The 12,812-nt window shown below is 74.8% G+C and carries 12 protein-coding genes, 1 pseudogene and 1 riboswitch; of the genes and pseudogenes, 6 read left to right on the plus strand and 7 right to left on the minus strand.

Annotated elements, in window-relative coordinates:
• Nucleotides 1–19 precede the first annotated feature (19 nt).
• The 3 genes and pseudogenes from thiD to thiM all read right to left on the minus strand — a co-directional run.
• Nucleotides 20–1,441 (minus strand): annotated as a pseudogene (gene thiD, locus EDF55_RS19040) (bifunctional hydroxymethylpyrimidine kinase/phosphomethylpyrimidine kinase); the annotation flags it as partial.
• Nucleotides 1,438–2,169 (minus strand): thiamine phosphate synthase, encoded by a 732-nt coding sequence (thiE, locus tag EDF55_RS00715; RefSeq protein ID WP_123653048.1) that lies wholly within the window; start codon nucleotides 2,167–2,169, stop codon nucleotides 1,438–1,440. The gene thiE and the pseudogene thiD, both read right to left, overlap by 4 nt.
• A complete protein-coding gene (thiM, locus tag EDF55_RS00720; RefSeq protein ID WP_123653049.1) occupies nucleotides 2,166–3,014 on the minus strand; it encodes a hydroxyethylthiazole kinase in 849 nt (282 codons plus the stop codon). The genes thiE and thiM overlap by 4 nt, the downstream gene beginning before the upstream one ends.
• Nucleotides 3,003–3,098, minus strand: a riboswitch (TPP riboswitch). (Overlaps the previous gene by 12 nt.)
• A 67-nt stretch (nucleotides 3,099–3,165) precedes the next feature.
• On the opposite strand from thiM, the gene EDF55_RS00725 reads away from it, so the two are divergent.
• Entirely contained in the window at nucleotides 3,166–4,065 is a 900-nt protein-coding gene (locus tag EDF55_RS00725) for an NUDIX domain-containing protein (protein ID WP_123653050.1), read from the plus strand.
• 79 nt (nucleotides 4,066–4,144) lie between these two features.
• Here EDF55_RS00725 and EDF55_RS00730 read toward each other — a convergent pair whose 3' ends face one another.
• Together EDF55_RS00730 and EDF55_RS00735 are read right to left on the minus strand one after the other, a co-directional pair.
• Complete coding sequence (locus EDF55_RS00730; protein WP_221180709.1) at nucleotides 4,145–5,389, minus strand: MFS transporter; 1,245 nt, start codon at nucleotides 5,387–5,389, stop codon at nucleotides 4,145–4,147.
• The gene (locus tag EDF55_RS00735) at nucleotides 5,386–6,030 is read right to left on the minus strand and encodes a GntR family transcriptional regulator (RefSeq protein WP_123653051.1); all 645 of its coding nucleotides are present in this window, start codon (nucleotides 6,028–6,030) and stop codon (nucleotides 5,386–5,388) included. Before EDF55_RS00735 ends, EDF55_RS00730 begins: the two co-directional genes overlap by 4 nt.
• A gap of 164 nt (nucleotides 6,031–6,194) precedes the next feature.
• On the opposite strand from EDF55_RS00735, the gene EDF55_RS00740 reads away from it, so the two are divergent.
• From EDF55_RS00740 to EDF55_RS00750, 3 genes are all read left to right on the plus strand, one after another.
• Complete coding sequence (locus tag EDF55_RS00740) at nucleotides 6,195–6,941, plus strand: phosphotransferase (RefSeq protein WP_165931493.1); 747 nt, start codon at nucleotides 6,195–6,197, stop codon at nucleotides 6,939–6,941.
• Between the two features lie 7 nt (nucleotides 6,942–6,948).
• The gene (locus EDF55_RS00745; RefSeq protein ID WP_123653053.1) at nucleotides 6,949–8,034 is read left to right on the plus strand and encodes a winged helix DNA-binding domain-containing protein; all 1,086 of its coding nucleotides are present in this window, start codon (nucleotides 6,949–6,951) and stop codon (nucleotides 8,032–8,034) included.
• A 157-nt stretch (nucleotides 8,035–8,191) separates the two neighbouring features.
• The gene (locus EDF55_RS00750; RefSeq protein WP_123653054.1) at nucleotides 8,192–9,124 is read left to right on the plus strand and encodes a DnaJ domain-containing protein; all 933 of its coding nucleotides are present in this window, start codon (nucleotides 8,192–8,194) and stop codon (nucleotides 9,122–9,124) included.
• An 18-nt stretch (nucleotides 9,125–9,142) separates the two neighbouring features.
• Here EDF55_RS00750 and EDF55_RS00755 read toward each other — a convergent pair whose 3' ends face one another.
• Nucleotides 9,143–9,505 (minus strand): RNA-binding S4 domain-containing protein, encoded by a 363-nt coding sequence (locus EDF55_RS00755; RefSeq protein WP_123653055.1) that lies wholly within the window; start codon nucleotides 9,503–9,505, stop codon nucleotides 9,143–9,145.
• Nucleotides 9,506–9,630: 125 nt separating this feature from the next.
• On the opposite strand from EDF55_RS00755, the gene EDF55_RS00760 reads away from it, so the two are divergent.
• Nucleotides 9,631–9,882, plus strand: a complete 252-nt coding sequence (locus tag EDF55_RS00760; RefSeq protein ID WP_221180710.1) for a hypothetical protein — start codon at nucleotides 9,631–9,633, stop codon at nucleotides 9,880–9,882.
• Nucleotides 9,883–9,980: 98 nt separating this feature from the next.
• Complete coding sequence (locus EDF55_RS00765; protein ID WP_123653056.1) at nucleotides 9,981–11,180, plus strand: hypothetical protein; 1,200 nt, start codon at nucleotides 9,981–9,983, stop codon at nucleotides 11,178–11,180.
• Here EDF55_RS00765 and EDF55_RS00770 read toward each other — a convergent pair.
• Nucleotides 11,177–12,721, minus strand: a complete 1,545-nt coding sequence (locus EDF55_RS00770) for a S1C family serine protease (RefSeq protein ID WP_260235673.1) — start codon at nucleotides 12,719–12,721, stop codon at nucleotides 11,177–11,179. The two genes, EDF55_RS00765 and EDF55_RS00770, sit on opposite strands and share 4 nt — an antisense overlap.
• Nucleotides 12,722–12,812 lie beyond the last annotated feature (91 nt).

Raw genomic sequence — 12,812 nt, forward strand, 5'->3', positions numbered from 1 at the left:
AGTCCCGGAACGCCCGGGCCATCGCACCCCGCACGGCCGGACCCGCCGCCCGCGCCAGCGTCTCCACGTGCGCCGTGGCCGCGGCGCTCGACGCCCCGAACCCGGGGTCCCCGTACGCCGTGATCCAGTCCGCGTACGGGTGGCCGACCGGGGCGACCCCGAGCTGCGACCCGACCCAGGCGTAGAGCCGGAAGCACGGAAGGACCGCTGCGGCGAGGACCGCGGCCTCGCCGGAGTCCGCGGCCGCCCGCAGGTGCGCGAGGTACCCGGCGCTCGTGGGGTGCACAGGGTCGTCGGCGTGCGTGCCGGCGAGGCGCCGGTGGTGCAGGCTCGCCGCCTCGTCGGCGCAGCCGGCAGCGGCTGCCGCCCAGAACGCCGCGGCCTCGGACCCTGCGGCTGCAGCACGACCGACCGCGGCGAGGTGCCCCTCGTACGCCCGCAGGTAGTGCACGTCCTGCGCCAGGTACCCGGCGAACACGTCGGGCTCGAGCGTGCCGTCGGCCATCCGCACGAGGAAGGGCGCCCGGATGGTCTCGTCGAGCACCGCCCGCACGTCGTCCCACCACACGTCCGTGTACCGGGGCTCCGGCAGGGCCGCCCGGAGCTGCGCGCCGTGGTCGACCGGCCCGTTGCCGCTCCCGACCTCGAGTGCGTCCGCCCCGCGGAGCGCCGCCGTCAACCAGTCCTTCGCCACGCCGACCGCGATCTCCCAGTCGCCGTGCCGCGCCGCCAGGGTCGCGATCGCGCTCGAGAGCGAGCACCCGGTGCCGTGTGTGTTCGCGGTGTCGACGCGCGGTGCGGAGAACACCCGCGCGGTGCCGTCCGGCGCGACGAGCACGTCGTCCGAGGTCGGCCCCGCCGCGTGCCCGCCCTTCGCGAGCACCAGGACGTCCCAGCGCGCCGCGACCGCACGAGCGGCATCGAGCGGATCCGTGGCCGCAGCGCCGGCCAGCCCGGCCGACCCCGCCGATCCAGACGGCCCCGTCGGCCCCGCCAGCCCCGCCAGCACCGCGAGCTCGGCCCGGTTCGGCGTCACGAGGTCCGCCAACACCAGCAGCTCGGTCATCGCCTGCTCGGCGTCGGCGTCGAGCAGCCGGTCACCACTCGTCGCCACCATCACCGGGTCCACGACCACGACCGGCGGCCGGTTCGTGCGGAGCCAGTCGGTCACCTCACGGACGGCGGCTGCAGTGGCGAGCATCCCGGTCTTCACCGCGTCCACGACGACGTCGTCGGACACGGCGTCGAGCTGGTCGCGCAGGACGCGGACGTCCGGCACGTGCACCGACCGCACGCCGCGCGTGTTCTGCGCGACGACGGCCGTCACGACCGCCATGCCGTACCCGTCGTGCGCCGCGATCGACTTCAGGTCGGCCTGCAGCCCGGCGCCGCCGGTCGGGTCGGTCCCGGCGATGCTCAGCACGCGCACCGGCCCGCTCATCGCGCGGCTCCGGTCGACCCGGTCCGGAGGCTCGCCACGCGCCCGTCACGTGCCGCCGCGGTGCCGACACGGCCGGCCCCCGAGCCCGCCCACGCCGCCACGTACGCCGCGGCCGCCGACCCCGGGTCGGGCGCCGCGCAGATCCCGGACACCACGGCGATGCCCGCCGCACCGACCGCGTGCAGGGGTGCGACGTCGTCGAGGTCCACTCCGCCGATCGCGACGCACGGCAGGTCCGTCGCTGCCGCGAGCCTCGCGATCCCCTCGTACCCGAGCGCCGGCGGGTGGTCCGGCTTCGTCGACGTGGGGTGCACGACCCCGACACCGAGCAGGTCGACCGTGCCGCGGGGGAGCCGCTCGAGGGCAGCGAGGTGCGCCGGGGTGTTCGCCGTCAGACCGACGTGTGCGTCCGGCCCGAGGAGCGCCCGCGCCGCCGACACCGGCACGTCGGACTGCCCGAGGTGCACCCCGGCGACCCGGTGCCCAGCGTGCCGAGCGGCCAGGGCGACGTCGAGCCGGTCGTCCACGACGACCTCCGCCCGGTCGCCGACGGCATCAGCGACCGCACCGGTCAGTGCGAGGAGGTCCCGCGCACTCGCCTGCTTGTCCCGCACCTGCACGATCCGGACCCCGGCGTGCACGGCCGCCCGGACGACGCCGAGCACCCCGAGCCCGTGCCGGTCGCAGAGCACGGGGTCGGTGACGAGGTAGACGCCGAGGTCCCTCATGCCGCCGTCTCCTCGCTGATGCGCGCCTCGCGGACCACGTCCTCCGGGGTCAGCGACGCGAGCCGGTCCAGGAACAGCGGCTGGAACGTCCCCGGACCGCCGGCGTCCCGCGCAGCCAGTTCGGCCGCGATCGTGTGCACGGCGGTCCCGGCGACGGCGGCGGCGACCGGGTCGCCGGGGCTCACCGACGCGAACGCGGCGATCACCGCGCCGAGCGCGCAGCCCCCGCCGGTGATCCGGGTGAGGAGCCCCGTGCCGTTCGCGATCCGGACCGGCGTGACGGAGCCGCCCGGGGCACTCGACCCGACCACGAGGTCGACGGCACCGGACACGGCCACCGCGCCCACGAGCCTCCCGGCGGTCGCATCGACGGCGGACGCTCGCGCGTCATCGGTGCTGGCCGTGCTGTCCACCCCGCGCCCACCGGCGGAGGAACCGAGGAGGGCGAGGACCTCCGACGCGTTGCCCCGCAGCACCGTCGGACGGAGCGCCAGCAGGTCGCGGGCCAGTGCGGTGCGCACCGGCAGTGAGCCGACCGCGACCGGGTCGAGGACCCACGGGGTCCCCGACTCGGCGGCAGCGGCGGCCGCCTCGAGCGACGCCGTCCGCGGCTCGGCGTGCGGGGTGCCGGTGTTCACCAGGAGCGCGTCGGCGATCCGGGCGAACGGACCGGCCTCGGTCGGCACGTCGACCATCGCAGCGGAGGCGCCGAGCGCCAAGAGCACGTTCGCCGTGACGTTCTGCACCACCGTGTTCGTGATGCACTGCACCAGGGGACTCCTGGCCCTGACGGCCTCGAGGAGTTCAGCGGTGCGTTCAGCCCGTGCGGGCGCAGCGGTTTCCATGGACGATCCCTTCGCGAGTACGAGCTCGAGCAGGTTCGACGGGTGTGATCTCAGCCGCTGGATGCGGCACCCCGTGTCTCGATCAGCACCGTACACGACGCCCGCGGTCACATGACGGCCCGTCCACGGGCGCGTGTGGAAGGGTGGGAGCGTGCCCGATGCCCTGCCTCCCGGTCCGCCGCCCGGCCCCCGCGACCCCGGCGACGCCTGGGCGTACGGACCCGACGGCACCAAGGCGTGGGGCGTGTTCGGCGCCGCCGGACTGCTCGTCGACGACGGCCACGGACGCGTGCTCCTGCAGCACCGCGTCGAGTGGAGCCACCACGGCGGCACCTGGGGCATCCCGGGCGGCGCACGCCACCAGCACGAGGACGCGGTCACCGGCGCGCTCCGCGAATCAGCGGAGGAAGCCGGCGTCCCGCTCGACGGGGTCGACCTCCGGCACACGTCCGTGCTCGACCTCGGGTACTGGACCTACACGACCGTCGTCGGACGGGCGAGCACGCCGTTCGAACCGGTGATCAGCGACCGGGAGAGCCTCGCGCTGTCCTGGATCCCGCTCGCCGAGGTCGACACGCTGCCGCTGCACCCGGGCTTCGGAGCATCGTGGCCCGCGCTCCGCGACGCGATCGGCACCACGCCGCACGTCGTCGTCGACGCGGCGAACGTCGTCGGGAGCGTGCCCGACGGGTGGTGGAAGGACCGGGCGGGGGCTGCCGGGCGGCTGCTGTCGCAGGTGACGGCGCTCGCCGCGGTGGGGCTGCCCGCCGATGCGCTGGGGCTCGGGTTCACGCAGTGGTGGCCGCGGTGGACCGTGGTGCTCGAGGGCGCGGCGGTCGCTGCGTCTGCTGCTGACGCAGGGCCTGTGTCGGTGGTACGCGCGCCGGGGTCCGGGGACGACGCGATCGTCGCCGCTGCCGCAGCGGCACTCGACGCTGGGCACGCCCCGGTCGTCGTCGTGACGGCGGACAGGGAGCTGCGGGAGCGGGTGTCGGCGCTGGGCGCCGACGTGTCCACGCGCGGCCCGAGCTGGCTCCGCGACCGGCTGTAGCGCGCTGCGCCCCGCGCTGCGCGCGCCCGCGCCCCGCGCCCCGCGCTGCGCGCGCCCGCGCCCGCGCCCGGCGCCGCGCCTACGCGCCCGGGATGTGCCGGCGTGACGACACCAGCACGCCGCCCCACGACACGAGCCCGAGCGCCACGATGACGGCGAGGACGACCGGCAGCGCCACGACGCCCGCCACCGCCGCGATGACCGCCGGCGCCAGGAACCCCGCGTACGCCGCCGCGTAGAACACCCCCGTCAGCCCGGCGAGGTCCCGCGGCCCCGCGATCCGCTGCACCTCGAGCAGCGACGACACGAGCCCGAAGCCGATCCCGACGCCGATGACCACGTTGGCCGCGAGCCCGATCCACACCGACTGCAGCACGATCGCCACGCCGACGACCGCGATCCCGAGCGTCATCAGGAACACCGCCCACGCGAGCCCCCTGGCCGAGGTGATCGAGTGGACCCGCTTCGCGATCGGCTGGACCGCGCTGGACACCCCGAGTGCGACGACGGTCGCGGCGGTGGCGAACACGAGCCCCCACGCCCCGGTGGCCCCCACGAGCCGGGTCGGCAGGTACCCGTACCCGATCGCGGCCGAGCCGAAGATCCACGGCGCGGCGACGAGCACCACGCGGGTGAACCGGCGGTGTCCGGCGCTCGGGACGCGGAGCTGGCGCCACCAGGGTCCGGGGAGGCCACCCGAGGTCTGCGTCTCCGGCGTCCGCCACACGACGACGGCGAAGGGCAGCGCGACAGCGATGTGGATGAGGAAGGGCAGCACCTCGGGGATCGGTCCCCACTGCGCGATGAGCCCCGCGACGAGCGCGCCGGACGCCGAGCCGAGCGTGAACGCCAGCGATGCCCGTCGTGCTCCGGCCCCGGCGTCCGCGGCCCGGTCGAAGCGGCCCTGCGAGAGCTCCTTCACCCAGCTGTTCCCGACCGCCATCGCGATGCCGACCGTCACGCCGGAGAACAGTCGCCCGATCGCGAGGAACTCCGGTCCGAGCGGCCCGAGCGCGAGCAACCCGCTGCCGAGCACCGCCGACCCGATGCCGGCGAGCATGAGCGGGCGACGGCCGTGCCGGTCGGACAGGGACCCGGCGATGAGCAGTGCCGGCGCGAGCCCGAGCACGTAGACGCCGAGGAAGACGTTGACGAGCACCGACGAGTAGTGCGCACGCTGTTCGTACATGAGCAGCAGCGGGCTGAACTGGTTGCCGCCCCACGAGCACACGAACACGGCACCCCAGACTGCGACCCACGGCATCACCCGGGCGCGCGGCAGCGCGACGGAGCCCGTGGTGGGGATCGATCCGGTCGCGCTCACAGGGCGCCCCGGTGCGATGCGACGTGGTCGTGGAGCACGGCCGCGTACCGGGCGGCGTCCCCGTCCTCGAGTGCGGCGGCGAGCGCGCGGTGGTCGTCGAGCGACGACTGCAGCTGGGACGGCTGCACCCGCATCAGCTGGTGCCGGAGCCGCTGCTGCCGGTCGCGCAGGGTCCGCGCGAACAGCACGGCGATCGCGTTCCGCGACGCGCCGATCACGGCGCCGTGGAACTCGGCGTCCACCTCGATGAAGCGGTCGACGTCCCCGTCGGCGACCGCGGTCGCCTGTTCCGCCAGCATGGCCTGGAGGCTCGGGGCGAGGTCCGCCACGCGACCGTCGGTCACGACCCGGCTGGCCGCGGTGCTCTCGATCGCCTCGCGCATCTCCAGCACGTCCGCCGCCTCGTTCGGGGACATCGGGCGCACGACGGCGCCCTTGCGGGACTCGAGCGTGAGGAGTTCCTCGGCCGCCAGGCGCAGGAACGCCTCGTGCACCGGCGTCCGGGAGACCCCGAGGTCCTGGCAGAGGGCGTTCTCGCTGATGGCGGTGCCGCCGGGCAGGTCGCCGCGGATGATCGCGCGCTTGACGTGGTCGTAGGCCCGGTCCGACGCGGCCTGGGCGCTGGTCGTGCTGCTGTTCACGGGCTCGATCCTACGCCTTGCATGCAACGGTGCATACGGATGTGAGCACGCTTCCGACCGTCGTATGTGTGCGAATGGATCGCGACATCATCAGCCACGGCCCGATACGCTCTCCCACACGCCGGAAGCACGTCAACGGAGACGACCGCGACAGGAGGGCTCCCATGGAGCGCATCACCAGGGCAGATGACCGAGTCCACCGGCCTGCCGGGCCGTGGACGCCCACCGTCCACCGCCTGCTCGGGCACCTCCACGAACAGGGGTTCGTGGCTGCACCGGAACCGATCGAGCTCGGGCACACCCTCGAGACCGTGTCGTTCGTGCCCGGCGTCGCGGGGGAGTACCCGTGGACCGAGGACATCGCGAGCGAAGCGGCCCTCGTCACGAGCGCCCGGATGCTCCGGCACTACCACGACGCCGCGGCGACCTTCCCCCTCGACGAGGACACCGACGTCTGGTCCCAGTCGGCCCGGGCGCCCGTGGAGACCGTCGTGCACGGTGACTTCGCCCCGTACAACTGCGTCTACGACGGCATCGCCGCCGTCGGGATCATCGACTTCGACACCGCGCACCCCGGGCCGCGCGTCTGGGACGTGGCGAGCGCGGTCTACCGGTTCGCCCCGTTCACCACGGGGGAGGTCGAGGGGTCGACGGCCCCCGCCCTCGAGCAGCGCCTCGCCCGGGCCGCGGAGTTCTGCCGTGCCTACGGCCTCGACGAACCGTCCCGGGCACGGCTCGCGGACACGATGGTGGCGTCGATCGTGGCGCTCGTCACGACGCTCGAGTCCGAAGCTTCGGCGGGCAACCCGAAGTTCATCAGCGACCTCGCACACGGGCACGCCGAGCTGTACCGCGCCGACGTGGCGTACATCGAGCAGCACGTCGACGACATCGCCGCCGCGGTGGCCTGAGCTCGCCGTGATCACCCCCGCACGCCTCCGGGCGATGCGCCTCGCCGCGCAGGGGGTCGGGGTGTCCGGCGGGTCGGCGCTCGACGTCGTCACGCACATGACGGCGCTCCAGGCGCAGGACCTCGGGCAGTCGCTCTGGGCGATCGGGTCCCGCGCGCTCGGACGCACCCGGGCCGACGTCCGCGCCGCGTTCGACCGCGGGGAGTTCGTCCGCTCGTGGCCGATGCGCGGCACGCTGCACGTGCTGCGGCCCGACGACCTCCGGATGCTCCTCTCCCTGACGGCATCGCGGACGTTCACGACGCTGACCCGCCGTGCCGGCCAGCTCGGCATCGACGACGCGCTCGTCGCCCGCGCCCGTGACATCACCGTCGAGGCGCTCGGCGGCGGCCGGTCGCTCGATCGTGACGGGATCCTCGGCCGCTACCGCGACGCCGGCATCGACCCTGCCGGCGGCCGCGGGTACCACCTGCTGCTCCACCTGGCGCAGGAGGGCCTCGTCGCCTGGGGGCCGACCGGCCGCGTCGGGCAGGAGCTCGTGCTGCTCGACGAGTGGGCGCCCGCCACGGAGTCCGTGCCCGACCGGGACGAGGCGCTCCGGCGGACGCTCGTCGGGTACCTCCGCGGCCGCGGCCCGGCGACCGAGGTCGACGCCGCGAACTGGACCAAGCTCCCGCTCGGGGACCTCCGTCGCGCCCGGGCCGCGGCCGGCGACGCGGTGGAGGACCTCGGCGACGGACTCCTCGCCCTCGCCGACCGGCCGGAGCCCGGTGGCGTCGCGACCGGGCAGCTGCTGCCGGGCTTCGACGAGTACCTCCTCGGGTACGCGGACCGCAGCGGGCACCTCGACGCCGTGCACGCGGACCGGGTCGTCCCCGGCGGCAACGGCATGTTCCTGCCGATGGCCGTGCACCGCGGACAGGTCGTCGGCACGTGGAAGAGCGCCGAGCGCACCCGGGACGTCCGCACCACGGTGACCCCGTTCGTGCCGCTGGCCGCGCCGGCGGTCCGCGCGCTCGAGTCCGCGGCCGCCCACCACGCGCGCTTCCTCGGCCTGCCCCTGGTGATCGAGGTCCTGGACGCACCCGCCTGACCACCCGACCGGCCCCGGCGACCCGACACAACCTCTCCCCACCGGCACGGCCGCCACGCCGCTGGCGCGTCGCGCCGGTACCGGCGGCGTGGGCCCAGGAGGTGCCCAGCGCGCGTGCGGCGGATGCATACGCGCCGTCGGGTACTGTGCCAGGGCCATGACCGACAGCCCGGCCGACGCCACCCCGTACGAAGTCCTCGGCGTTGCCGCGACCGCCGACGACGAGGAACTCCGTCGCGCCTACCGACGTGCCGCCCGCGAGACGCACCCCGACCTCGGCGGCGACGCCGTCCGGTTCCGGCGCGTGCAGATCGCGTGGGAGCGAGTCGGCACGCCGGCCGCGCGTCGCGCCTACGACTCCGGATCGCGCCCGACGTCCGCCCCGTCGGGCAGCTCTGCCTGGAGGCCCGGGTCCGGTCGCGACGAGTACGCACCACCCACGGCGCGCCGCGACTCCCGACCCCGCGCCCGGTCACACGGACACCCCGGCGGTCGGTCGCGTGAGGTGTTCCTCGCGGCAGAGCGCGAGTGGGTCGGGCTCGGCGACCCCATCGAGGACCCGTACGACCCGGGGCTCATCCGGTCCGCCCCGCGGTACATCCGCCGGCTGCTCGGCGAGGCCCTCGCAGAAGAGGCGACCGCGTCGATCGTCGCGGACATGGGCATCGGCGTGACCGTCTGGCACGACCTCGACGCCGGAGCCGAAGGCAAGCTCGACCACGTCGTGCTCATGCCGAGCGGGCTCTGGGCTCTGGAGTCGATCGACTGGGGCGGCCCCGTCACCATCGACCACGGCGAGATCGTGGGGGAGACCCTCGAGCCGGGGGAGCGCCCCGTGAAGGAGCTCGTCCGCGCGGCCCGGGCCGTGCAGAAGCAGACGCGCGTGCGGTTCACCGGCCGGCTGCTCGTCGTGCCGGACTCCGCGGTCGACCACGACGTGCAGGTCGTCGGGCCGCAGCGGAAGCCCACCGCGCTGGTCGTCCGACGGAGTGCACTCGGGCAGGTGCTCAACGGTGTCTGGTCGCCCGAGGGTGCGGTCGACGTGTTCGAGATCCGCGACCGACTGCAGCAGACGGTCCGCTTCATCTGACGCCGGCCCGGCCCGGGGTCAGTAACCGCGGAGCTTCTCGAGGTCCCGGCGCTCCCGCTTGCTCGGACGTCCCGCGCCGCGGTCGCGCATCGGGACGAACCCGGCCTCTTCCTTCGGCAGGCGCGGCGGGGTCTTGTCCTCGAGGTGCTTCGCCGCCTCGGTCGCTCCGACGCGCTTGAGGATGAGGCTCTTCACGACGACGATCCGGTCGAAGCCGGCCTGGCGCACGCGGACCTCGTCCCCGGGGCCGACCGGCTGCGAGGGCTTCGCGCGCTCGCCGTTCACCTTGACGTGCCCGGCCTTGCACGCGGTCGTCGCGGCGGACCGGGTCTTCGTGATCCGGACCGCCCAGATCCAACTGTCCACCCGGGCCTTGTCCATGCCCCCACCCTAGGCGCGCCCGCCCCGCGCACGCCGAGCGGGCGAAATGCCCGGGTCACATGCCCGCCCAGGCCTGGTATTTCGCCCGCTCGACCGCCGCGGGCCGGACACGTACGCTCAGGGGCATGGACGGCAGCGAGCAGGCGCGGGTCGCCCGGGCCCTGGCGCTCGGGGTCCTGCACGACGCCGCACTCGGCGAGCGGGTCGTCGTCCGGGCCCACGACGGCGACGGTGCCCGGGACGCCCTCGGCGAGCTCGCCGCACGCACGCCCGACTCCGTCACGATCGACACCCGCCGCGGCCCGGTCCGGGTCGCCCTCGCCGACGTCGTCGCCGCGAAGCGCGTCCCGCCGCCCCCGGCACCCCGCCCGCGCTGACCTCGCCCGCGCCACCTCGCACCGTGCGAGGTGGCGAAGCCGGACGCGCGCGGCGAGCCGCCCGCGCCCGAGCGCCCGCCCCGTCGTAGCCTCGGGCCATGCCCGTCCCCGTCCCACTCGGCACCGAGGACCGCACCGCCCGCGTCACCCTCCGCCGCCCCGACTCGTGGCAGCGCGAAGACGTCGCCCAGGCGGACCTGCGCGTCACCGGCGACGACGTCGTCATCACCGTCCGCTCCCGCCCGAGCGACCGGGCCATCGGCGACGAGAACGGCTCGCTGCTCGACCGCCTCCCGGGCTCGGTCGACGGCCTGCTCCTCGTCGGCTGCGACGTCTGGGGCACGGTCGGCGCACCGGCACGGCTCGTCGAGTACGTCCGACCCGACGCCGGCCGCGATGACGGGCACGAGGACACGGACGGCCCCGGCGACATCGTCGGCGCGCACCTGCTCTTCGTGACCGGGCGGCACCGCGTCGACGTCACGATCGAACGCCCCCTCGCCCGCCTCGACGACACCGACGACGTCGTGTTCGCCGTCCTCGACTCCGTCCGCGCCGTCGGCCCGGTCTCCGCGACCTCCCCGCGGGAGCTCGAACCGCTCCCGGACGCCGCAGCCCCCGCCGAGATCACCGGCGCGCGCCTCGGCCACGAGGCCCTCACGACCCTGACGAGCATGGCCGGCAAGCGGTGGAGCCCGACGCTCCTCCGCACCCCCGGCGGCCGCGCACTCGTCGAGGCCGGCCTCGTCAGCCGATTCGGCACGGTCCCCGCGACCACGCAGGAACTGCTCGACCCGTGGAGCGGCGACGCCCAGCCGACCACGCTGGAACAGCACCTGCCCGACGGGCGCGTGTCGCGCCTCCAGGCCTGGTCCGGAACGGTGGTCGACGCACCGGACGACACCGTCTCCGTCGTCACGCGGCTGGCGGCCGAGCGCGTGGTCGCCGTGGCGGCCGGGAGGCTCGGTGTCGGTCCGGCATGGACCTTCCCGTTCCGCACGGAGACGCTCAGGGCCGACCTGCTCGGAAGGCGGTTGGCCGGTGGGGACGACGCTCCCGACCTGCCCGCGGCGATCGGGGAGGCCGATCCCCGGCTCGCCCGGTTCTGGGCGGCACCGTGGACCGTGTCGCACCTGCGCCGCCCCGGCAAGCCGCGACCGATCACGATCGTGCACGCGGACGGCATCGGCTTCGCGCGCGTCGGACGCACGGAGGCCGGCGCCTCCGCGTTCTCTGCGGAGTCGCCGGCCAACGTGTACCGGTCACTGGTGCGATCGTTCCTCGCCCCTGCCGACTAGAGCGCGGGGCCCGCGGTGAGTGTCACCGTGACGGTCGCAGCCGTGCCCGCGCTGTTCGTGTAGCCGACGGAGACCTTGTCGCCGACCGACTTCGACTGGATGACCTGCGTCAGCTGGTCGGACGTCGTGATCGCGGTGCCGTCGATCGAGGTGATCGTGTCTCCGGCGGCGAGTCCGGCGGTCGCGGCTCCCGAGCCCTCGACCGTGCCGGCGACGGCGACGCCGCTCGTGGTGCCGGTCGCGGTGCTGCTGATCTCCACGCCGAGGAACGCCGGCAGGCCGATCGTGATGGTCGAGGAGGACTCGCCCGCCAGGATCTTCGTCGCGATGGCCTTCGCCGTGGTGATCGGGATGGCGTAGCCGGTGACGTCCGTCGTGCCGGAGGACGCCGCGGTCGCCATGCCGACGACCTCGCCCTCGGAGTCGAGCACCGGGCCGCCGGAGTCACCCGAGACGATGTTCGCCGCGACCTCGATCAGGCCGGTGAGGGACTCGGTCCCGGTGCCGGACTCGCTCTGGACCTGGATGTCCTGGTCGGTCGCGGTGACGGTGCCCTCCGCGGCGACGAGGTTGCCCGTTCCCTCCGCGTTGCCGACGTCGGTGACGGTGTCGCCGGTGCTCGGCTCGCCGTCGTCGTCGAGCTTCACGGTGGAGAGGCCGGACGCGTCCTCGAGCTTCAGGACCGCGACGTCGTTCGTGGCGTCGGCCCCGACCACGTCGGCCTTGTACTCCTTGCCGGTGGTCTCGTCGGTGACGGTGATGCTCGTCGCGCCCTGGATGACGTGGTTGTTCGTGAGGATCGTGCCGTCGGAGGTCAGGATCATGCCGGTGCCGGCGGCCTGCGAGGACTCGTCGTAGTTCAGGACGGTGTTGATCGTGACGACGCCCTTCTTCTGGGCGGTCGTCGCGGCCGTGGCGGCGGACTCGGTGCTCGTCCCCGAGCTGCTGCCGCTGCTGTCGCTGCCGTCACCCGGGACGGTGAAGCCGTTCGTGCCGCTGCCGTCGGTGCCGCTGCCGGTGTCCGGCGTCGTCGTGGTGCCCTGCGACTGGCTCGAGGTGGTCTCGGTGCTCTGCGAGGAGAGCCCGAGCGCCGTGCCGCCGGCCGCGCCGACGATCGCGAGCGCCGCGATGCCGGAGCCGATCATCAGCCCGAGCTTGCGCTTCTTGGTGCCGGGGCGGGTGCCGAAGGCGCCGGTCCAGCCCTGGTGGCCGGGGGCGGCTGCGCCGTACGGCTGGCCGTAGGGGGCGCCGTGCTGGGCACCGGTCTGCTCGCCGTGCTGGGCGGCGTGCGTCCAGGCGTTGGCGGCACCGGTGAGGGCCGGGCTGCCGACGAGGTACGGGCCGCGGCCGTCGGCGGCGTAGGCGTAGGGGCCGGAGCCGTCGGGAGCGTAGAGGTACGGACCGGAGCCGTCGAACGCGTAGGCCGGGCGGAGCGTCGAAGCGTCCGCGTGCGGGGCCTCCCACGTCGAGCGGGGGGCGGTGTCCTGTGCGTCGATCGGCGTCGTGCCCGGTTCGGCGTCGGGGTTCGGGGTCTCGTTCATCGGTGCTCTCCGGTCGCTCTCGACGTCCCGGTCGGGCGTCGATGGATACGAGTACAAGCCCGTTCCCAATGACGAACCTATGAGCGACCCC

The sequence above is a fragment of the Curtobacterium sp. ZW137 genome (assembly GCF_003762905.1).
GTDB lineage: Bacteria > Actinomycetota > Actinomycetes > Actinomycetales > Microbacteriaceae > Curtobacterium.

What these genes read in the sequence shown, in the direction of transcription:
- thiE (WP_123653048.1), bottom strand. Translation starts at nt 2,169, where the DNA reads ATGAGGGACCTCGGCGTCTACCTCGTCACCGACCCCGTGCTCTGCGAC.
- thiM (WP_123653049.1), bottom strand. Translation starts at nt 3,014, where the DNA reads ATGGAAACCGCTGCGCCCGCACGGGCTGAACGCACCGCTGAACTCCTC.
- EDF55_RS00740 (WP_165931493.1), top strand. Translation starts at nt 6,195, where the DNA reads ATGGAGCGCATCACCAGGGCAGATGACCGAGTCCACCGGCCTGCCGGG.
- EDF55_RS00750 (WP_123653054.1), top strand. Translation starts at nt 8,192, where the DNA reads ATGACCGACAGCCCGGCCGACGCCACCCCGTACGAAGTCCTCGGCGTT.
- EDF55_RS00755 (WP_123653055.1), bottom strand. Translation starts at nt 9,505, where the DNA reads ATGGACAAGGCCCGGGTGGACAGTTGGATCTGGGCGGTCCGGATCACG.
- EDF55_RS00760 (WP_221180710.1), top strand. Translation starts at nt 9,631, where the DNA reads ATGGACGGCAGCGAGCAGGCGCGGGTCGCCCGGGCCCTGGCGCTCGGG.
- EDF55_RS00765 (WP_123653056.1), top strand. Translation starts at nt 9,981, where the DNA reads ATGCCCGTCCCCGTCCCACTCGGCACCGAGGACCGCACCGCCCGCGTC.
- EDF55_RS00770 (WP_260235673.1), bottom strand. Translation starts at nt 12,721, where the DNA reads ATGAACGAGACCCCGAACCCCGACGCCGAACCGGGCACGACGCCGATC.